The organism is Enterobacter cloacae complex sp. 385G4, from assembly GCF_057320665.1.
On the sequence record NZ_JBXWDD010000004.1, the window covers coordinates 193,273 to 213,221 of the forward strand.

The 19,949-nt window shown below is 55.6% G+C and carries 17 protein-coding genes and 1 other RNA gene; 12 read left to right on the top strand and 6 right to left on the bottom strand.

The window, feature by feature from the left end; all coding sequences use genetic code 11:
* Positions 1–4 precede the first annotated feature (4 nt).
* From tdcB to garL, 5 genes are all read right to left on the bottom strand, one after another.
* A complete protein-coding gene (tdcB, locus tag AC2FAJ_RS13775; protein ID WP_485454244.1) occupies positions 5–994 on the bottom strand; it encodes a bifunctional threonine ammonia-lyase/L-serine ammonia-lyase TdcB in 990 nt (329 codons plus the stop codon).
* A gap of 96 nt (positions 995–1,090) precedes the next feature.
* Entirely contained in the window at positions 1,091–2,011 is a 921-nt protein-coding gene (tdcA, locus tag AC2FAJ_RS13780) for a transcriptional regulator TdcA (protein WP_028014518.1), read from the bottom strand.
* Positions 2,012–2,699: 688 nt separating this feature from the next.
* Positions 2,700–3,076, bottom strand: an RNA gene (gene rnpB / locus AC2FAJ_RS13785) — RNase P RNA component class A.
* Positions 3,077–3,135: 59 nt separating this feature from the next.
* Complete coding sequence (garR, locus tag AC2FAJ_RS13790; protein WP_224066029.1) at positions 3,136–4,026, bottom strand: 2-hydroxy-3-oxopropionate reductase; 891 nt, start codon at positions 4,024–4,026, stop codon at positions 3,136–3,138.
* Positions 4,027–4,047: 21 nt separating this feature from the next.
* On the bottom strand, positions 4,048–4,818 hold the full coding sequence (gene garL, locus AC2FAJ_RS13795; RefSeq protein WP_028014520.1) for a 2-dehydro-3-deoxyglucarate aldolase: 771 nt from the start codon (positions 4,816–4,818) through the stop codon (positions 4,048–4,050).
* Between the two features lie 358 nt (positions 4,819–5,176).
* Between garL and garD the strand changes: the two genes are divergently transcribed.
* Positions 5,177–6,748: a galactarate dehydratase gene (gene garD / locus AC2FAJ_RS13800; RefSeq protein ID WP_485454245.1), complete on the top strand. Its 1,572-nt coding sequence runs from the start codon at positions 5,177–5,179 to the stop codon at positions 6,746–6,748.
* A gap of 47 nt (positions 6,749–6,795) precedes the next feature.
* Here garD and AC2FAJ_RS13805 read toward each other — a convergent pair whose 3' ends face one another.
* Complete coding sequence (locus AC2FAJ_RS13805; protein WP_248112617.1) at positions 6,796–7,599, bottom strand: DeoR family transcriptional regulator; 804 nt, start codon at positions 7,597–7,599, stop codon at positions 6,796–6,798.
* Positions 7,600–7,838: 239 nt separating this feature from the next.
* Here AC2FAJ_RS13805 and kbaZ point away from each other — a divergent pair, with 239 nt between their 5' ends.
* From kbaZ to AC2FAJ_RS13860, 11 genes are all read left to right on the top strand, one after another.
* Entirely contained in the window at positions 7,839–9,146 is a 1,308-nt protein-coding gene (gene kbaZ / locus AC2FAJ_RS13810; protein WP_485454246.1) for a tagatose-bisphosphate aldolase subunit KbaZ, read from the top strand.
* A gap of 19 nt (positions 9,147–9,165) precedes the next feature.
* Entirely contained in the window at positions 9,166–9,639 is a 474-nt protein-coding gene (gene agaV, locus AC2FAJ_RS13815; protein WP_028014524.1) for a PTS N-acetylgalactosamine transporter subunit IIB, read from the top strand.
* A 10-nt stretch (positions 9,640–9,649) separates the two neighbouring features.
* Positions 9,650–10,429, top strand: a complete 780-nt coding sequence (gene agaW, locus AC2FAJ_RS13820) for a PTS N-acetylgalactosamine transporter subunit IIC (RefSeq protein ID WP_485454247.1) — start codon at positions 9,650–9,652, stop codon at positions 10,427–10,429.
* A complete protein-coding gene (gene agaE, locus AC2FAJ_RS13825) occupies positions 10,419–11,297 on the top strand; it encodes a PTS N-acetylgalactosamine transporter subunit IID (protein WP_024906386.1) in 879 nt (292 codons plus the stop codon). Before agaW ends, agaE begins: the two co-directional genes overlap by 11 nt.
* Positions 11,298–11,313: 16 nt before the next feature.
* Positions 11,314–11,748, top strand: coding sequence for a PTS galactosamine/N-acetylgalactosamine transporter subunit IIA (agaF, locus tag AC2FAJ_RS13830; protein ID WP_041907923.1), 435 nt, complete (start codon positions 11,314–11,316; stop codon positions 11,746–11,748).
* Positions 11,745–12,878, top strand: a complete 1,134-nt coding sequence (gene nagA / locus AC2FAJ_RS13835) for an N-acetylglucosamine-6-phosphate deacetylase (RefSeq protein WP_485454248.1) — start codon at positions 11,745–11,747, stop codon at positions 12,876–12,878. Before agaF ends, nagA begins: the two co-directional genes overlap by 4 nt.
* A gap of 246 nt (positions 12,879–13,124) precedes the next feature.
* Positions 13,125–14,273, top strand: coding sequence for an SIS domain-containing protein (locus tag AC2FAJ_RS13840; protein WP_041907919.1), 1,149 nt, complete (start codon positions 13,125–13,127; stop codon positions 14,271–14,273).
* 12 nt (positions 14,274–14,285) lie between these two features.
* Positions 14,286–15,158 carry a tagatose-bisphosphate aldolase subunit KbaY gene (gene kbaY / locus AC2FAJ_RS13845; RefSeq protein ID WP_041907917.1) on the top strand — a complete coding sequence of 291 codons (873 nt, stop codon included), beginning with the start codon at positions 14,286–14,288 and terminating at the stop codon, positions 15,156–15,158.
* Between the two features lie 116 nt (positions 15,159–15,274).
* On the top strand, positions 15,275–16,846 hold the full coding sequence (malX, locus tag AC2FAJ_RS13850; RefSeq protein ID WP_045630716.1) for a maltose/glucose-specific PTS transporter subunit IIBC: 1,572 nt from the start codon (positions 15,275–15,277) through the stop codon (positions 16,844–16,846).
* Between the two features lie 12 nt (positions 16,847–16,858).
* A complete protein-coding gene (locus tag AC2FAJ_RS13855; protein WP_485454249.1) occupies positions 16,859–18,031 on the top strand; it encodes a MalY/PatB family protein in 1,173 nt (390 codons plus the stop codon).
* A 15-nt stretch (positions 18,032–18,046) separates the two neighbouring features.
* Positions 18,047–19,936, top strand: coding sequence for an alpha-galactosidase (locus AC2FAJ_RS13860; RefSeq protein ID WP_485454250.1), 1,890 nt, complete (start codon positions 18,047–18,049; stop codon positions 19,934–19,936).
* The last annotated feature ends 13 nt before the right edge of the window (positions 19,937–19,949 follow it).

Genomic DNA, 19,949 nt, shown 5'->3' on the forward strand with positions numbered 1-19,949 from the left:
ACCTTTATGCGTCAACGAAGCCGGTAATTTGGGAAACACGGGAGAGATCGATATTGCCGCCGGAAATAATGCAGACGGTTTTACGGCCCTGAATATAGTGGTCAAGCTTGCCGCTTAATAACGCCGCGCAGGCCAGCGCGCCCGCACCTTCCGTCACCACTTTATTTCGCTGAATAAGGGCAATCATGCTGTTGCGAATATCGTCTTCGCTCACCAGCACAATGTCATCGACCAGTTCACGAACAATTTCGAAGGTTAATTTACCCGGACGAGACACGTCGCAGCCGTCGGCTAATGTGCCGGTAACGCGATGGTTGGTTATTTCTCCGGCCTGCCAGGAAGCCGCCATGCCGTGAACGTTTTCAGACTGTACGCCGATAATATTGATTGTCGGGTTGATGGATTTAATTGCTGTCGCAATACCGGCAATTAAGCCGCCGCCGCCGATAGGGACAATCACGTTATCCACGTCGTAAAGATCTTCGAGAATTTCGAGGCCGATGGTGCCCTGCCCGGCAATGACTTTCGCATCGTCATAAGGCGGAATAAATATGCGCCCCTCCATCTCGACGATTTCGCTCACCTTAGCGATGGTGTCGTTAAAGTTCTCGCCGTGCAGCACCACTTCCGCCGAATAGTCGCGGGTAGCGGCGACCTTGGATTTTGGCGCGCCCATCGGCATCACCACTTTGCCGTCGATACCGAGCATGGCGCAGGAGAGCGACACCCCCTGAGCGTGGTTTCCTGCGGAGCAGGCCACTACCCCTTTGCGTTTTTCTGCATCCGTCAACGAACTTAACTTATTAAACGCCCCGCGTATTTTAAACGAACCGGTACGCTGCATATTTTCAAATTTCAGGAATATCTCACCCTTACAGCGTTCGCTGAGATAATTTGAGCGCGGCATGCCGGTTTTATAAATTTTTCCCGCCAGGCGTTTTCTGGCGTCCTGAATATCTTCAATGGTCATCGGGAGATCGTAAGTAATGTGCATAATATCCTCGTTATAATAATTCATTGTTTTCAGACAAAGTCAGGGTATCAGAGCGTTAAAAAGCGTCGCTCCGGGTGTTTTAAAACTTAATTATTTCTATCGTCGTTTATCGATATCCATCGACGAATATTGTTTTGCCAGTTCAACTAATACTGACGCCGATTTTTTAATACTGTAATTTTTCGACCACACGGCGGCATAGCGCGCCACGGGTAATTCATCTTCCACCGGCAGGACGATAAACTGGTCCGAGCCGAACGGCGCAATCATGTCGCGGGGGATCACCGTCAGATAATCGGCATTCAGGACAAGGTTATAAATGGTGACGACGGAATCGGTCTGGACGATGTTTTCAATGCTGATGTGGTTGTCTTGCAGGGTGGTCAGGAGTTCGTTGTAGTAGCCCATATCGGTTTGCGGCATCACCCACTGCTCATGCGTAAGTGATGCCAGTCTGGTCGGGCCAGTGCACGTTCGTGATTTACTCGCCACCAGCACAAACTCAGATTCAAACAGTGGCTCAACGTGAAGATCCTGAAGCAACATTCCGTCGCTCAGCGTGCCGATGGCAAAATCCAGCCGACCGTCGCGAATGGCGGGCAGGAATGAAGAGAGCTGCGCTTCATACATGGAGACGCGTGCTTTCGGGAACACTTCCCTGAATTTTTTGATCATCTCAGACAGGAAGGTGAAGCCAATCAGCGACGGATAACCAAAGGAGACGTCCATAACGGTACTAAAACTGAGGCTGTTAATCTCGCTCACCATGTTTTTCATTTCGCGGGTGATCGACTCAGCGTATGACAGCAGCACCTGACCAGCGGCAGTGAGTTTTACGCCGGTGTTTTTACGCACCATCACTTCCACCCCGAAGTAGGATTCGATGTCGCTGATGATTTTGCTGACGGCGGGTTGCGTCAGGCCTAGTTGTCTTGCGGCAGAACCTATGGAGCCACTTTTAATGACTTCCTGAAATACCACGAGGTGCTGAGTTTTCGGTAGAATAATAGTATTCATAATATTCTGCGCTTATTTCCCTATGACGCAGCGGATTCTACCCAATAATGTTTCAGGGGGTATGTGCTGTTACTCACAATTTGCTTCCCCGCGCATTTTACGGGCACAACAAGAACCTAAAAAACACTTTACAATCAATATCATAAAAAATTAAAAGCACACCATTACGCTGATATCGATCAATAAAATCAGCAGTAATAAATTTATTTTATGGCGATAACCTTGATAAATTTCTCTGCGTTAAATAAATCAATAAAGACGAACTTTCAGACAATTAAAGGCCAATAAATAACCGTTATTCCTTTTAAACATTCTTTCAAATTATCAAATTTTGCAGAGGATTTTTGGACAGCTTTTTATAAACAGTGGAATACGTCACACATTCATAGCCTGAATGTTTTTAATTTCAATATGTTTATATCAAATAAGAAAATATTTGCGATCGTTCAGTTAACATTCGCAACAAATTAACAATACTGTAAATTCACCATTTTTTAGGGTGAAATTTTGTGATGACGATCGTTTGCGGTAGGCATAGCGATGCCCGAAAGGGTCATGCAGTGAAATGTGCTTAATGTCGCAAATATGAGAACTGATGTCGTTTGTGCGAGTTGCCGGGTGGCGATGCGCATACCTGGGCTACGAAACCCTAAAAGCAAAAACCCCGCCGAAGCGGGGTTCTGGAAGAAGTTGAAGCTGACCGATAAGCCGGGTTCTGTCGTGGACAGTCATTCATCTAGGCCAGCAATCGCTCACTGGCTCAAGCAGCCTACCCGGGTTCAGTACGGGCCGTACCATGTGAACCCCTATTTGGCCTTGCTCCGGGTGGAGTTTACCGTGCCACGGACTGTTACCAGCCGCGCGGTGCGCTCTTACCGCACCCTTTCACCCTTACCTGATCCCGCTTGCGCGGGCCATCGGCGGTTTGCTCTCTGTTGCACTGGTCGTGGGTTTCCCCCCCAGGCGTTACCTGGCACCCTGCCCTATGGAGCCCGGACTTTCCTCCCCTCCGCCCGTCTCCCCCGAAAGGGACGACGACGAAGCGGCGACTGTCTGGTCAGCTTCGGCGCGCAGTATAGAGGGTTTGCGCGCCGCTGTCACCCTCAGGTGCGGGCAAGATGCTATTAACGCGCCACTTCCACCTTCGCCAGTTTTTCGTAGTAGCACGCAATCGCGCTGTGATCGGCCGTACCCAGGCCATCCGCACGCAGCGCCTGCATCATCTCCATAACCGCAGCGGTCAGCGGTAGCTGTGCACCCACGCCGTGAGACGTATCCAGCGCGTTCGCCAGATCTTTGATGTGCAGATCAATGCGGAAACCGGGTTTGAAATTACGATCCATCACCATCGGCGCTTTGGCATCCAGCACCGTACTGCCCGCCAGACCGCCACGGATTGCCTGATAAACCAGGTCCGGATTGACGCCCGCCTTCGTTGCCAGCGTCAGCGCTTCAGACATGGCGGCAATGTTCAGCGCCACAATCACCTGGTTCGCGAGCTTGGTAACGTTGCCCGCGCCAATGTCTCCGGTATGCACTACGGAGCCCGCCATCGCCTTCATCAGGTCATAGTATTTGTCGAACACGGCCTTATCGCCGCCCACCATCACCGACAGGGTACCGTCGATGGCTTTCGGCTCGCCGCCGCTGACGGGCGCATCCAGCATCTCTACGCCCTTCGCTTTTAACGCCTCGCTGATTTCACGGCTCGCGAGCGGGGCGATAGAGCTCATATCAATCAGCACCAGGCCCGGCTTCGCACCCTCGATGATGCCGTTCTTCCCAAGCGCGACCTCTTTGACGTGAGGGGAATTTGGCAGCATGGTGATGATGACATCGCACTGCTCAGCAATGGCTTTAGGGGTAGTAGCTGTTTCCGCGCCCGCCGCCATCACCTCAGCCACAGACTGTGGATTGTGATCGGATACCACCAGTGAGTAACCCGCTTTAATCAGGTTCTTACTCATTGGTTTACCCATGATCCCAAGACCAATAAAACCCACTTTCAGCGTCATAATCTGTTTCCTCAATGATGGTTATTTTTTAAAAGCGTCCGCTAATTTCTGCGTCGCTGAGCGGAACACGCCGAGGTCGCTGCCGACGGCAACGAACGTGGCTCCCCACTCCAGGTAGCGGCGGGCATCGGCTTCAACCGGCGCCAGAATGCCGCACGGTTTGCCGTGCGCTTTGGCGCGGGCAAAGATGTGCTGTATTGCGCGCTGTACGTCCGGGTGGCTGGCGTTACCCAGATGCCCAAACGCCGCAGCCAGATCGCTTGGACCGACGAAGATACCGTCCACGCCGTCTGTGGCTGCAATCGCATCGACGTTATCAACGCCCTGCTGGCTTTCAATCTGAACCAGAATAGTGATGTTGCTATTAGACTGGGCGAAATAGTCCGGCACGGTGCCAAACATGTTGGCGCGGTGTGATACCGAGACGCCGCGAATCCCTTCCGGCGGATAGCGCGTTGAGGCCACGGCCAGCGCCGCCTGTTCTTCCGTTTCCACAAACGGGATCAGGAAATTGTAGAAACCGATATCCAGCAGACGCTTGATAATCACCGGCTCGTTAGTTGGCACGCGCACCACCGGAGTGCTGGGGCTACCTTTCAGCGCCATCAGCTGCGGAATAAAGGTGCTGATATCGTTCGGCGCGTGTTCGCCGTCCAGCACCAGCCAGTCGAATCCGGCCAGGCCTAACACTTCGGTGCTGATAGGGTTTGCCAGCGCGGACCAACAGCCAATCTGAATCTGGTGCGCCGCGAGGGCAGCTTTAAACTTATTCGGGAAGATATCGTTATTCATCACTTAACCCTTTTTTAATTCCGCAGTTTTCGCCAGTAATATTTATTCCAGAACAGATTCTTTATATTTATTTCTCTGACTGAATGGTGGCGTTATAAAATCGTCATTCAGTATAATCGGCTCTATACGTCAGCACATTGTTTTGATGCTCAAGTATTGCGTTACATCTCAATGCTATTTTGAGCATATGCACAAAGCAGTGGGCGCTAATGCACAGAATCAAGGATTAGTCCGCCTGAAACGATCGCGATCACATTTTCACTTTTCTTCTCCTGACATGCTTTATTTCTACGTTAAGAAAACGATTATCCAACGAGTTATTTTTCATAGCTGAAACTTTGCCGGAGAAGAGTGAATAATGACCGATATTGTAATTAGAGAGGCACCCCCGACGGCGTTTTATATTAAGGTTCACGATACGGATAACGTGGCGATTATTGTCAACGACAATGGCTTAAAAGCAGGCACCCGCTTCCCGGACGGGCTGGAGCTGATTGAGCATATTCCGCAGGGGCACAAGGTCGCGTTGGTCGATATTCCTGCCCACGGTGAAATCGTACGCTACGGCGAAGTCATCGGCTATGCGGTAAGCGCTATCCCGCAGGGTAGCTGGATTGAGGAGTCGCTGGTGGCGCTGCCAGAAGCACCGCCGCTGAATACGCTTCCGCTGGCGACCCGCGTTCCTGAAGCTTTGCCGCCGCTGGAGGGCTATACCTTTGAAGGCTACCGCAATGCGGACGGTAGCGTCGGCACCAAAAACCTGCTCGGCATTACCACCAGCGTGCACTGCGTGGCGGGCGTGGTGGATTACGTGGTGAAAATCATAGAACGCGATCTGCTGCCAAAGTACCCGAACGTCGACGGCGTAGTGGGTCTTAACCACCTGTACGGCTGCGGCGTAGCGATCAATGCGCCCGCGGCGGTCGTGCCGATCCGTACTATCCACAATATCGCCCTGAATCCGAACTTTGGCGGCGAGGTGATGGTTATTGGCCTCGGCTGTGAAAAATTGCAGCCAGAGCGCCTGCTGCAGGGCACCGAAGATGTCAAAGCCATCCCGGCTGACGGGGCCAGCATCGTGCGCCTGCAGGACGAGCGCCACGTTGGTTTTCGTTCAATGGTCGACGATATTTTGCAGGTAGCAGAGCATCATCTGGACAAACTCAACCGCCGCCAGCGCGAAACGTGTCCGGCGTCGGAACTGGTGGTGGGAACACAATGCGGCGGCAGCGATGCGTTTTCCGGCGTGACGGCCAACCCGGCAGTGGGCTATGCGTCCGATCTGCTGGTTCGCTGCGGCGCCACGGTGATGTTCTCCGAGGTAACCGAAGTGCGTGACGCCATCCATCTGCTGACGCCGCGCGCCGTCAACGAAGAGGTGGGCAAACGCCTGCTGGAAGAGATGGCCTGGTACGATAACTATCTCGATATGGGCCAAACAGACCGCAGCGCTAACCCGTCGCCGGGCAACAAAAAAGGCGGCCTGGCCAACGTGGTGGAAAAAGCCCTCGGTTCGATTGCCAAATCCGGCCAGAGCGCGATTGTGGAAGTGCTCTCTCCGGGCCAGCGGCCAACCAGGCGCGGCCTTATTTATGCGGCAACACCTGCCAGCGATTTTGTGTGCGGCACCCAGCAGGTGGCGTCCGGCATTACGGTGCAGGTCTTTACCACCGGGCGCGGCACGCCGTACGGGCTGATGGCGGTCCCGGTGATCAAGATGGCGACCCGCACCGAGCTGGCAAACCGCTGGTATGACTTAATGGATATCAACGCGGGCACCATCGCCACCGGGGAAGAGAGTATTGAGGACGTGGGCTGGAATCTGTTCCATTTTATTCTGGACGTAGCGAGCGGGAGGAAGAAAACTTTCTCGGACCAGTGGGGATTGCATAACCAGCTGGCGGTGTTTAACCCGGCGCCGGTGACGTGATGGCCCCTCAGCCTTCCCTCTCCCCATAGGGGAGAGGGTAAAAAATCTTAAACCAACACCACCTCAATCCCGCTTTTCCGTAATCCTTCCAGACTCTCCGCCGGAATACCTTCATCAACGATAATCATATCAATCCGTTGCGTATCAATGATTTTATGCAGGCTTGAGCGGTTAAACTTGCTGGAGTCGGTCACGACAATAATACGCTCTGCCACCTCGCACATTTTGCGGTTCAGGCGTGCTTCATCCTCGTTGTGCGTGCTCACCCCGCGCTCGAGATCGATAGCGTCGACACCCAGGAACAGCAGATCAAAGTGATAATTCTGTAAGGACTGTTCCGCCTGGTCGCCGTAGAAGGACTGCGACTGACGCCGCAAGTGCCCGCCGGTCATCAGCAGCTCTACCCCTTCAGCTTCCAGCAACGCATTCGCCACGTTCATCCCGTTAGTCATCGCAATGACATCCGTGTGCTGGCGCAGCATACGAGCGATCTCAAAAGTGGTGGTGCCGGAATCCAGAATAATGCGGTGCCCCGGCTTCACCAGCGCGGCGGCGGCCTGAGCGATGCTGCGCTTCACCGCCGTATTGAGCGAGCTTTTATCCTCAACGGAAGGCTCGATGCCAGGCGCATTCCCTTCGCAGATCAGCGCCCCGCCGTAGGCACGAACGGCGATGCCCTGCTTTTCCAGAAACGCCAGATCGTTACGGATCGTCACCGTCGATACGCCGTACAGATGAGACAGATCGTTAACCTGCACGCTTCCCTGCGCCCGCAACCGCTGAATGATCTGCTCCCGCCTTTCACTGGTGCCGGTGATGCGCTTCTCTGCGGATGAATCGCTGCTGCTCATACGAGATCCTTAATCAATAAACTTTCATTTCATTTCGTTTTGTCTATTAACGCCTTTCTTTTTAGCGAATGCAAGCCCTGCATGGTGACGATACGCAAGCTGATACCGCGCTGAAACCTTTCATTATGTTTCTTTTGTGAAACAGATCGGAAAACCATTATCTTTCGTTTTATTTTTACACCGCCATAATGCAGGATTAAATGAAACAAAACGAAAGATAAAAATCATTGCCATCCGAAATGGAGAGGAAAGTGAAACATCTGACAGAAATGGTGGAACAACATAAACGGGGGAACGCAAACGGGATTTATGCCGTCTGTTCCGCACATCCACTGGTACTTGAAGCTGCCATTCGTTACGCCCATTCACGCCAAACGCCACTGCTGATTGAAGCCACCTCAAACCAGGTGGATCAGTTTGGCGGCTATACCGGCATGACGCCCGCCGACTTTCACGGGTTCGTCTGTAAGATGGCGCAATCGCTTGGTTTCCCAACTTCGCAGCTGATCCTCGGCGGCGATCATTTAGGGCCCAACCGCTGGCAAAACCTGCCGGCTTTGCAGGCGATGGCGAACGCCGACGATCTGATCAGGCACTACGTGACGGCCGGATTTAAAAAAATTCACCTCGATTGCAGCATGTCCTGTGAAGACGATCCGGTTCCTTTAACCGATGCGATCGTTGCCGGGCGCGCCGCGCGTCTGGCAAAAATTGCCGAAACAACCTGTCTCGAGCAATTTGGTGTAGCCGATCTGGTCTACGTTATCGGCACGGAAGTTCCGGTTCCCGGCGGCGCGCACGAAACGCTGACCGAGCTTGAGGTCACGACGCCAGAGGCGGCGCGCGCCACGCTTGAGGCACACCGCCACGCATTCGAGAAGGAAGGGTTAAGCGACATCTGGCCGCGCATTATTGGCCTGGTGGTTCAGCCCGGCGTTGAGTTCGATCATGCGCACGTTTATGACTATCAGCCACATAAAGCCGTCGCGCTGAGCAAGATGGTTGAAGCCTATAACACGCTGGTATTTGAAGCACACTCTACCGATTACCAGACGCAACAGGCACTGCGCCAGCTGGTGAACGATCACTTCGCTATTTTAAAAGTCGGCCCTGCCCTGACCTTTGCCCTGCGTGAAGCGCTGTTCTCACTGGCCGCCATTGAAGAAGAACTGCTGCCGGCGAAAGCCAGCTCGGGCCTGCGTCACGTTCTGGAAAACGTGATGCTCGATCGCCCGGAATACTGGCAAAGCTACTATCACGGTGACGGCAACGCCCGACGCCTGGCCCGCGGCTACAGCTACTCCGACCGCGTGCGCTATTACTGGCCCGATAGCCAGATTGACGATGCTTTTGAACGACTGGTGCGCAATCTGGCAGACGAACCCATTCCGCTGCCGCTTATCAGCCAGTATTTGCCGTTGCAGTACAGCAAAGTTCGCGAGGGCGCTCTCAAGTCAACGCCGCGGGAACTCATCATTGACCACATTCAGGACATACTCCAGCAGTACCATGCCGCCTGCGAAGGCGTAACGACTCCACACGCATAATTAAAAAGAGGAAAACGCTATGCCAAACATTGTCTTATGCCGCATTGATGAACGCCTGATCCACGGACAGGTGGGCGTGCAGTGGGTGGGGTTTGCGGGGGCAAACCTGGTGCTGGTGGCAAATGACGAGGTTGCAGACGATCCGGTTCAACAAAACCTGATGGAAATGGTGCTCGCGGAAGGGATCGCCGTGCGTTTCTGGTCGCTGCAAAAAGTGATCGACAATATTCACCGCGCCGCTGACCGTCAGAAAATTCTGCTGGTCTGCAAATCACCCGCCGATTTTCTGAAGCTGGTTGAAGGCGGCGTGCCCATCACCCGTATCAATGTCGGAAACATGCACTACGCCAGTGGCAAACAGCAAATTGCCAAAACGGTCTCTGTCGACGCGAACGATATCGCTGCGTTCAACGGCCTGAAAGCGGCCGGGGTGGAATGCTTTGTTCAGGGCGTCCCAACAGAGACCGCTTTGGATCTCTTTAAACTGCTTTGAGGGATTCACAATGGAAATCAGTCTGTTGCAGGCTTTCGCGCTGGGGCTTCTTGCCTTTATCGCGGGCCTGGATATGTTTAACGGCTTAACACACATGCACCGCCCGGTGGTGCTTGGTCCTCTGGTCGGCCTGATACTGGGCGATCTGCATACCGGGATCCTGACCGGCGGTACCTTAGAGCTGGTCTGGATGGGTCTGGCGCCGCTGGCGGGCGCGCAGCCGCCAAACGTGATTATCGGCACCATCGTCGGCACCACGTTTGCCATCACCACGGGCGTGAAGCCGGATGTCGCCGTTGGGGTCGCGGTGCCGTTTGCCGTGGCGGTGCAGATGGGTATCACCTTCCTCTTCTCCGTGATGTCCGGCGTAATGTCCCGCTGCGATCGCATGGCGGCCAACGCGGACACCGACGGCATAGAGCGAGTCAACTATCTGGCGCTGCTGGCGCTCGGCATTTTTTATTTTCTGTGCGCGTTTCTGCCCATCTACTTTGGCGCTGAACACGCGAAAACCGCCATTGATGTCCTGCCTGCACGGTTAATAGACGGTCTCGGCGTCGCGGGCGGCATCATGCCAGCGATCGGCTTCGCCGTGCTGCTGAAGATCATGATGAAAAACGTCTACATCCCTTACTTCATTATCGGTTTTGTCGCCGCGGCCTGGCTCAAGCTTCCTGTACTGGCGATTGCGGCGGCGGCGCTGGCAATGGCGCTGATCGACCTGATGCGTAAATCACCTGAACCGACGGCTCCCGCAGCTCAGAAAGAGGAATTCGAAGATGGCATCTAATCAAACAACGTTGCCGGGCGTGTCTGAAAGCGAAGAGACGTTGCTCACCGGCGTAAATGAAAACGTCTACGAAGACCAGAGTATTGGTGCCGAGCTGACGAAAAAGGATATTAACCGCGTGGCCTGGCGTTCCATGCTGCTGCAGGCCTCGTTCAACTACGAACGTATGCAGGCCTCTGGCTGGCTGTATGGGTTACTGCCTGCACTGAAAAAGATCCACACCAACAAGCGGGATCTGGCGCGGGCGATGAAAGGCCATATGGGCTTCTTTAACACCCACCCGTTCCTGGTGACCTTTGTTATCGGCATTATCCTGGCGATGGAACGCTCCAAGCAGGATGTGAACAGCATCCAGAGCACCAAGATTGCCGTGGGTGCGCCGCTTGGCGGTATTGGCGACGCCATGTTCTGGCTGACGCTGCTGCCCATCTGCGGCGGTATTGGTGCCAGCCTCGCGCTGCAAGGCTCCATTCTGGGGGCTGTGGTCTTTATCGTGCTGTTTAACGTGGTCCATCTTGGCCTGCGTTTTGGGCTGGCGCACTACGCTTACCGGATGGGCGTTGCGGCCATCCCGCTGATTAAAGCCAACACCAAAAAGGTCGGTCATGCGGCTTCCATCGTTGGGATGACGGTGATTGGCGCACTGGTCGCAACCTATGTCCGCCTTAATACAACGCTCGAAATCAAAGCGGGTGATGCGGTTGTTAAACTGCAGGCCGACGTGATCGATAAGCTAATGCCTGCGTTCCTGCCGCTGGTCTATACCCTGACGATGTTCTGGCTGGTACGCCGCGGCTGGAGCCCGCTGCGGCTGATCGGTATCACCGTGCTGCTGGGCGTTGTCGGTAAATTCTGTCACTTCCTGTAAAAGCAAAGGGGTTGCGATGTTAGGCATTATTTTGACGGGTCACGGCGGTTTTGCCAGCGGGCTTGAGCAGGCGATGAAGCAGATCCTCGGCGAGCAGCCGCAGTTTATCGCCATCGATTTTCCGGAAACCTCCACCACCGCGCGGCTGACCGCTCAGCTTGAGCAGGCGGTGAGCGAACTCGATGCAGAGCACGATGTTGTGTTTCTTACCGACCTGCTCGGCGGCACGCCGTTTCGCGTGGCGTCAACGCTCGCGATGCAAAGACCGGGCAGCGAAGTCATCACCGGCACTAACCTGCAGCTATTGCTGGAGATGGTGCTGGAGCGCGACGGATTAAGCAGCGAAGCGTTTCGTCTGCAGGCGCTGGAGTGCGGACACCGCGGCTTGACGAGCCTGGCGGACGAGCTGGGACGCTGTCGCGAGGAAGCTCCGGCTGAGGAAGGGATATGAGCCAGCTGCTGCGCGCGCATCGTCTACTCACCGAACAGGGATGGCTGGATGACCACCAGCTACGCATTGAAAGCGGCGCGGTTGCGGCGATTGAACCCATCCCGGCGGGCGTTACGGCGCGCGATGCGGAGCTGCTTTGCCCGGCCTATATCGATACGCACGTCCACGGCGGCGCGGGTGTGGACGTCATGGATGATGCGCCCGACGCGCTGGATACCCTGGCGATGCATAAAGCGCGTGAAGGCGTGGGCGCATTTCTGCCCACCACCGTCACCGCGCCGCTGGAGATTATCCACGCCGCGCTGATGCGTATTGCCCGGCACAGTCACTCCGGAGGCCCCGGCGCGCAGATCCTGGGCAGTTATCTGGAAGGACCGTACTTTACGCCGCAGAACAAAGGAGCGCATCCGCCGGAGCTGTTCCGGGAGCTGGATATCGCCGAGCTGGATGCACTGATCGCGGTTTCTGATAACACGCTACGGGTAGTGGCGCTCGCGCCAGAAAAGCCCGGCGCGCTGCAGGCGATTCGCCATCTTAAACGGCGCGGTATACGCGTGATGCTGGGCCACAGCGCTGCCACGTACCAGCAAACTCTCGCCGCGTTTGACGCGGGTGCCGACGGGCTGGTGCACTGTTACAACGGCATGACGGGGCTGCACCACAGAGAGCCCGGCATGGCCGGCGCAGGGCTTACGGACCAACGGGCGTGGCTGGAGCTGATTGCCGACGGCCACCACGTCCATCCGGGGGCAATGCGCTTATGCTGCTGCTGCGCGCAGGATCGCTTGGTGCTGATTACCGATGCCATGCAGGCGGCAGGTATGCCGGACGGACGGTACACGCTCTGTGGTGAAGAGGTCTCGATGCAAAACGGCGTGGTTCGAACCCGCTCCGGCGGGCTGGCGGGTAGCACGCTGTCGCTGGATGCCGCGGTCAGGAATATGGTGGAGTATGCGGGCGTAACCGCCGAAGACGCTATCCATATGGCCTCGCTGCACCCTGCCCGCCTGCTGGGCGTTGATGGTCAGCTTAGATCCTTAGCCCCGGGTAAACGTGCCAATATCATTGCGCTGGACGGGGGTTTACATCTCCGGCAGATCTGGATTCAGGGCCAGGCTCTCCCCCTTTAGCCCTTTCATTGTGTCTCGTGTTGGCTTTACGGCAGCAAACCGTAAGGCCTTTCTTTTCCTTTCCTTAAATTTTCCCTTTCCTTTCACGATCACACTTTTCGTTTTATTTCTTTTCTTCCATTGAAGTTTCGATTTCTTTTCTATAGATTTTATTTAACTGCTTAAGTGAACAAGTGAAACGAAACGAAAGATAGCGACACGATTGCCAGCGTCTGATGTGGAATTCACACGACTAAGGACTGAGTTATGCCACAAACCACTACCGCCGCCACAACCGGCACCTGGACCGAGGAAGAGATCCGCCAGCAGCCTGCCAGCTGGATCCGCTCGCTCAACAACATCGATAGCCTGCGCGCTTCGATCGACAGTTTCCTGACGCCGCTGCTGCGCAAGCACGATCTGCGGATCGTCCTGACCGGCGCGGGCACGTCCGCGTTTATCGGCGATATCATTGCGCCATGGCTTGCGAGCCACACCGGGAAAAACTTTGCCGCCGTTCCAACGACCGATCTGGTTACTAATCCGATGGATTACTTCAGTCCGGCACATCCGCTGCTGCTGATATCGTTTGCCCGCTCCGGCAACAGCCCGGAAAGCGTCGCGGCCGTTGAGCTGGCAAACCAGTTCGTGCCGGAGTGCTACCACCTGTCGATTACCTGCAACGAGGCGGGGAGCCTGTACCAGAACGCCGTCGACAGCGATAACGCCTTTGCCCTGCTGATGCCTGCCGAAACGCACGATCGCGGGTTTGCGATGACCAGCAGCATCACCACCATGATGGCAAGCTGTCTGGCCGTGTTCGCCCCGGAAACGATCAATAGCCACACCTTCCGCGACATCGCCGATCGCTGTCAGGCGATCCTCACTACACTCGGCGATTTCAGCCACGGCGTCTTTGGCAATGAAGCGTGGAAACGCGTTGTCTATCTGGGAAGCGGCGGCCTGCAGGGCGCGGCGCGCGAATCGGCGCTGAAGGTGCTGGAGCTGACGGCGGGCAAGCTGGCGGCATTTTACGACTCCCCGACGGGCTTCCGTCACGGGCCTAAGTCTCTGGTCGATAACGAAACGCTGGTGGTGGTGTTTATTTCCAGCCATCCATATACGCGTCAGTACGATCTGGATCTGCTTGCCGAGCTGCGCCGCGATCGCCAGGCCCTGCGCGTCGTCGCCATCGCAGCTGAAAACGATCCGGTCATTGAAGCGGGTCCGCACATTCTGCTGCCGCCTTCACGTCCGTTTATCGATATGGAACAGGCGTTCTGCTTCCTGATGTATGCCCAAGTCTTTGCACTCACCCAGTCGATCAGCGTAGGCAATACGCCCGATACGCCATCCGCCAGCGGGACGGTTAACCGCGTGGTGCAGGGCGTTGTTATTCACCCGTGGCAGGCTTAAGAGGATCTGATTATGAGTATTATCTCGACCAAATATCTTCTGCAGGACGCGCAGGCAAAAGGCTACGCCGTTCCGGCGTTCAACATCCACAACGCGGAGACGATCCAGGCGATCCTTGAAGTGTGCAGCGAAATGCGATCGCCGGTGATCCTCGCGGGCACGCCGGGCACCTTTAAACACATTGCGCTGGAAGAGATCTACGCCCTGTGCAGCGCGTATTCCCTCACTTATGACATGCCGCTGGCGTTGCATCTCGACCACCACGAATCACTGGACGATATTCGCCGCAAGGTCAACGCGGGCGTGCGCAGCGCGATGATCGACGGCAGCCACTATCCGTTTGAACAAAACGTGAAGCTGGTGAAGTCGGTGGTCGATTTCTGCCACCTTAACGACTGCAGCGTCGAAGCCGAGCTGGGCCGCCTGGGCGGCGTGGAAGATGATATGAGCGTGGACGCCGAAAGCGCGTTCCTCACCGATCCGCAGGAAGCGAAACGCTTCGTCGAACTAACCGGCGTCGATAGCCTTGCCGTCGCCATCGGCACCGCGCACGGCCTGTATACCAAACGCCCGAAAATCGACTTCCAGCGGCTGGCGGAAATCCGCGAAGTGGTCACCGTGCCGCTGGTGCTGCACGGCGCGAGCGATGTGCCGGATGAGGATGTGCGTCGCACCATCGAGCTGGGCGTGTGCAAAGTCAACGTGGCCACCGAACTGAAAATTGCCTTCTCTGACGCGGTGAAAGCCTGGTTTGCCGAAAACCCGCAGGGTAACGATCCGCGCTTCTACATGCGGGTCGGCATGGACGCCATGAAAGAGGTGGTCAGAAGCAAGATCGCCGTTTGCGGCTCGGCAAACCGGTTCCTGCTTCCGGCCGAAGCCTGATCCCATCGCGCATTACGTCAATACCTAAAAAATAACTATAAGCCTCGCAAATATGAAGGCGCGTCCTTAAGCCGGACAGCGCCTTCGATTATCCTAAAAATCCGAGGAGTCCCTACATGACACAGGAAAAGTCGTTTAAATCGAAAGCGTGGGAATTTTTCCAAAGCCTGGGAAAGACGTTTATGTTCCCGGTCTCTCTGCTGGCCTTCATGGGGTTGCTGCTGGGTATCGGTAGCTCCGTCACCAGCCCTTCCACTATTAAAAGTTTTCCCTTTCTGGGCGGTGAGTTAACGCAGCTGACCTTTGGCTTTATCGCCATGGTGGGCGGCTTCGCCTTTACCTATCTGCCGCTGATGTTTGCCATGGCGATCCCGATGGGTCTTGCCAAACGCAACAAGGCCGTAGGCGCTTTTGCCGGGTTCGTTGGCTACATGCTGATGAACATGAGCATTAACTACTACCTGACTGCCACCCACCAGCTTGCCGACGCCGCCACCATGAGACAGGTAGGTCAATCTATCGTGCTGGGGATACAGACCCTGGAGATGGGCGTGCTGGGCGGCATTGTAGTTGGGGTGATTACCTATTTCCTGCACGAGCGTTTTCAGGACACGGTTCTCCACGACGCCTTTGCCTTCTTTAGCGGCATCCGTTTTGTGCCGATTATCACCGCCCTCACCCTTTCACTGGTCGGGCTGTTTATTCCCCTGCTGTGGGAATACGTGGCGCTGGGGATTGCCGGAATTGGCCATATCATTCAGAGCACCAGCGTTTTCGGACCGTTCCTGTACGGTGTAGGCGTGCTGCTGCTTAAACCCTTTGGTCTGCACCATATTCTGCTGGCGATGGTGCGCTTCACGCCGGCAGGCGGCATTGAAATGGTCAACGGTCACGAAGTGGCCGGCGCGCTGAATATCTTCTACGCCGAGCTGAAAGCCGGACTGCCGTTTAGCCCGCACGTGACCGCGTTTCTGTCACAAGGCTTTATGCCGACCTTTATCTTTGGCTTACCTGCCGTGGCGTACGCCATCTACCGCACCGCGCGCCCGGAAAACCGCCCGGTGATTAAGGGGCTGTTGCTTTCCGGCGTGCTGGTTTCCGTCGTCACCGGTATTTCAGAGCCGATTGAGTTCCTGTTCCTGTTTATCGCCCCCGCGCTTTACGTCTTCCATATCGTGATGTCGGGCCTGGCGCTGATGGTGATGGCCCTGCTGGGGGTAACCATCGGCAACACCGACGGCGGGATTTTGGATCTGCTGATCTTCGGCGTCATGCAGGGGATGTCGACCAAATGGTACCTGCTGTTCCCGGTGGGCATTGCCTGGTTTGCTATCTACTTCTTCGTCTTTCGCTGGTACATCCTCAAACACGATATCAAGACGCCGGGACGTGAAGTGGACGCGCAGGGTGCGCAGCAGGCCGTCGAAGCCAACACCCGCGCGCGCGGAAAATCGAAATACGATCATGGGATTATCCTGCGCGCACTCGGTGGCAAAGAGAACATCGAGTCGCTCGATAACTGCATCACCCGCTTGCGTCTGGTGGTGAAAGAGATGGGCCTTATCGATCAGCAGGCGCTGAAAGCGGCTGGCGCCCTGTCAGTGGTAGTGCTGGATGCCCACAGCGTTCAGGTGATCATCGGCCCGCAGGTGCAGAGCGTCAAAACCGGCATTGAAGCCTTAATCTAACAGGGGGTTGTTGTGTTTGATTTCGACAAAATCATCGAGCGTAAAAGCGATAAGTGCCGCAAATGGGACCATGCGTTTGTCCGCTCGCGCTTTGGTGATGTCCCGGAGGGGTTTATCCCGCTGTGGATCGCAGATATGGATTTCACCTCGCCACCGGCCGTGATTGAAGGCTTCCAGCGCATCGTGGAGCACGGCACCTTTGGCTATACCTGGTGCTTCGACGAATTTTACGACGCGGTGATGGCCTTCCAGCGCACGCGTCATCAGGTTGAGGTGGAGAAGTCGTGGATCACCCTGACCTACGGCACCGTCTCCACGCTGCATTACACGGTCCAGGCGTTCTGTACGCCTGGCGATAGCGTGATGATGAACACACCGGTCTACGACCCGTTTGCGATGGCGGCACAGCGCCAGGGCGTGCGGGTGCTTGCTAACCCGCTGTGCGTGAAGGAAAACCGCTATCAGCTGGATTTTAATCTGATAGAAGATCAGCTCAAAACCCACCGTCCAAAACTGTGGTTCTTCTGCTCGCCGCATAACCCTTCGGGCAGGATCTGGCGCGCGGATGAGATACGCCAGGTGTCCGAGCTCTGTAAACGCTACGGCACGATTCTGGTAGTCGATGAGGTTCACGCCGAGCACATTCTGGACGGCACATTCGTCAGCTGTCTGACCTCTGGCTGTGCCGCGCTGGACAACCTGATCGTGCTGACGTCGCCAAATAAAGCCTTCAATCTGGGCGGGCTAAAAACGTCTTATTCGATGCTCCCGGACGATTCGCTGCGCCAGCGCTTCCGCCAGCAGCTTGAGAAGAACTCGATTACCTCACCCAATATGTTCGGCGTTTGGGGAATTATCCTGGCCTACCAGCACGGCCTGCCGTGGCTCGACGCGCTGAACGAGTATCTGCATGGCAACGCCCGCTACCTTGCGGACGCTATTCAGACCCATTTTCCGGCGTGGAAGATGATGAACCCCGAATCGTCGTATCTGGCCTGGATAGACGTAAGCGCCGACGAGCGCAGCGCCACAGAGTTGACCCAACATTTCGCCCAACAGGCCGGTGTCGTGATTGAAGACGGCAGCCACTACGTGCAAAACGGCGAAAACTACCTGCGGATTAACTTCGGCACCCAGCGCTACTGGCTGGAGCAATCCATCAACCGAATGCTGAAGCATTACTGATTAGGATCTTAACTGATGAAAAAAGTGCTCACTCTCTCGCTGCTGGCTCTCTCTGTTTCTCATGGCGCTCTGGCCGCGAACTACGCGCTCAATAACGACAATATTGCCCTCTCGTTTGATGACGCAAACGCAACGGTCGTGGTTAAGGACAGCAAGGCTAACCATCCGCTCACGCCGCAGGAGCTGTTCTTTCTGACGCTGCCGGATGAGACAAAAATCCACACCGCGGATTTCACCATCAAGCACGTCGAAAAGCAGGACAACGCCATTGTCATCGACTTTACCCATCCGGACTTTAACGTAACGGTGAAGCTGAACCTGGTGAAGGGGAAATACGCCAGTATCGACTACACCGTTGCCGCCGTGGGCCAGCCGCGAGACGTGGCGAAAATTACCTTCTTCCCGACCAAAAAGCAGTCTCAGGCACCCTATGTTGACGGGGCGATCAACAGCTCGCCGATCGTTGCGGACTCATTCTTTATTCTGCCGGACAAACCCATCGTTAACACTTACGCCTATGAAGCGACCACCAACCTCAACGTCGAGCTGAAAACGCCGATCCAGCCAGAGTCGCCGGTCAGCTTTACCACCTGGTTCGGCACCTTCCCGGAAATCAGCCAGCTACGACGCAGCGTGAACCAGTTTATTGATGCCGTACGTCCGCGACCATACAAGCCTTATCTGCACTACAACAGCTGGATGGATATCGGCTTTTTCAATCCGTACACCGAACAGGATGTACTGGGGCGGATGGACGAGTGGAATAAGGAGTTTATTACCGGACGCGGCGTGGCGCTGGACGCCTTCCTGCTGGACGACGGCTGGGACGACCTTACCGGTCGCTGGCTGTTTGGCCCGGCATTCAGCAACGGTTTTGGCAAGGTTCGGGAAAAAGCCGACAGCCTGCACAGCTCGGTCGGACTGTGGCTCTCACCGTGGGGAGGCTACAACAAGCCGCGCGACGTTCGCGTCTCGCATGCAAACGAGTATGGGTTCGAAACCGTCGACGGGAAGCTGGCGCTGTCAGGGCCGAACTACTTTAAGAACTTCAATGAGCAGATCGTTAATCTTATCAAAAATGAACACATTACCTCATTCAAGCTGGACGGGATGGGGAATGCCAACGCGCATATCCAGGGCAGCCCGTATGCCTCGGATTTTGACGCCTCTATCGCCCTGCTGCATAACATGCGCAGCGCCAACCCGAATCTGTTTATCAACCTGACGACAGGTACCAACGCCAGCCCGTCCTGGCTGTTCTACGCCGATTCTATCTGGCGCCAGGGCGATGACATCAACCTGTACGGCCCCGGCACGCCGGTTCAGCAGTGGATGACCTACCGCGATGCGGAAACGTACCGCTCCATTGTGCGCAAAGGCCCGCTGTTCCCGCTGAACTCGCTGATGTACCACGGGATCGTCAGCGCAGAAAATGCCTATTACGGGCTGGAAAAAGTACAAACGGACAGCGATTTTGCCGATCAGGTCTGGAGCTACTTCGCGACCGGCACGCAGCTGCAGGAGCTGTATATCACCCCTTCAATGCTGAACAAGGCGAAGTGGGATACCCTGGCGCAGGCGGCGAAGTGGTCGCGGGATAACGCCAGCGTGCTGGTGGATACGCACTGGATTGGTGGTGATCCAACAGCACTGCAGATTTACGGCTGGGCATCCTGGAGCAAGGACAAAGCGATTCTCGGCTTGCGTAACCCGTCGGATAAGCCGCAAAGCTACTTCCTGGATTTGGCGAAAGATTTCGAAATCCCGACAGGAAACGCGGCGCAATTTCGTCTGAGAGCGGTGTACGGCAGTAATTCAACCGTACCGGAGGAGTACAAAAACGCGGTGGTGATTACGCTGCAGCCGCTGGAAACGCTGGTGTTTGAGGCGATGCCTGGTAAATAAAACCTTTTCATCT

Coding starts and splice junctions, on each gene's coding strand:
- tdcB (WP_485454244.1), bottom strand. CDS start 994: ATGCACATTACTTACGATCTCCCGATGACCATTGAAGATATTCAGGAC.
- tdcA (WP_028014518.1), bottom strand. CDS start 2,011: ATGAATACTATTATTCTACCGAAAACTCAGCACCTCGTGGTATTTCAG.
- garR (WP_224066029.1), bottom strand. CDS start 4,026: ATGACGCTGAAAGTGGGTTTTATTGGTCTTGGGATCATGGGTAAACCA.
- garL (WP_028014520.1), bottom strand. CDS start 4,818: ATGAATAACGATATCTTCCCGAATAAGTTTAAAGCTGCCCTCGCGGCG.
- garD (WP_485454245.1), top strand. CDS start 5,177: ATGACCGATATTGTAATTAGAGAGGCACCCCCGACGGCGTTTTATATT.
- AC2FAJ_RS13805 (WP_248112617.1), bottom strand. CDS start 7,599: ATGAGCAGCAGCGATTCATCCGCAGAGAAGCGCATCACCGGCACCAGT.
- kbaZ (WP_485454246.1), top strand. CDS start 7,839: ATGGAGAGGAAAGTGAAACATCTGACAGAAATGGTGGAACAACATAAA.
- agaV (WP_028014524.1), top strand. CDS start 9,166: ATGCCAAACATTGTCTTATGCCGCATTGATGAACGCCTGATCCACGGA.
- agaW (WP_485454247.1), top strand. CDS start 9,650: ATGGAAATCAGTCTGTTGCAGGCTTTCGCGCTGGGGCTTCTTGCCTTT.
- agaE (WP_024906386.1), top strand. CDS start 10,419: ATGGCATCTAATCAAACAACGTTGCCGGGCGTGTCTGAAAGCGAAGAG.
- agaF (WP_041907923.1), top strand. CDS start 11,314: ATGTTAGGCATTATTTTGACGGGTCACGGCGGTTTTGCCAGCGGGCTT.
- nagA (WP_485454248.1), top strand. CDS start 11,745: ATGAGCCAGCTGCTGCGCGCGCATCGTCTACTCACCGAACAGGGATGG.
- AC2FAJ_RS13840 (WP_041907919.1), top strand. CDS start 13,125: ATGCCACAAACCACTACCGCCGCCACAACCGGCACCTGGACCGAGGAA.
- kbaY (WP_041907917.1), top strand. CDS start 14,286: ATGAGTATTATCTCGACCAAATATCTTCTGCAGGACGCGCAGGCAAAA.
- malX (WP_045630716.1), top strand. CDS start 15,275: ATGACACAGGAAAAGTCGTTTAAATCGAAAGCGTGGGAATTTTTCCAA.
- AC2FAJ_RS13860 (WP_485454250.1), top strand. CDS start 18,047: ATGAAAAAAGTGCTCACTCTCTCGCTGCTGGCTCTCTCTGTTTCTCAT.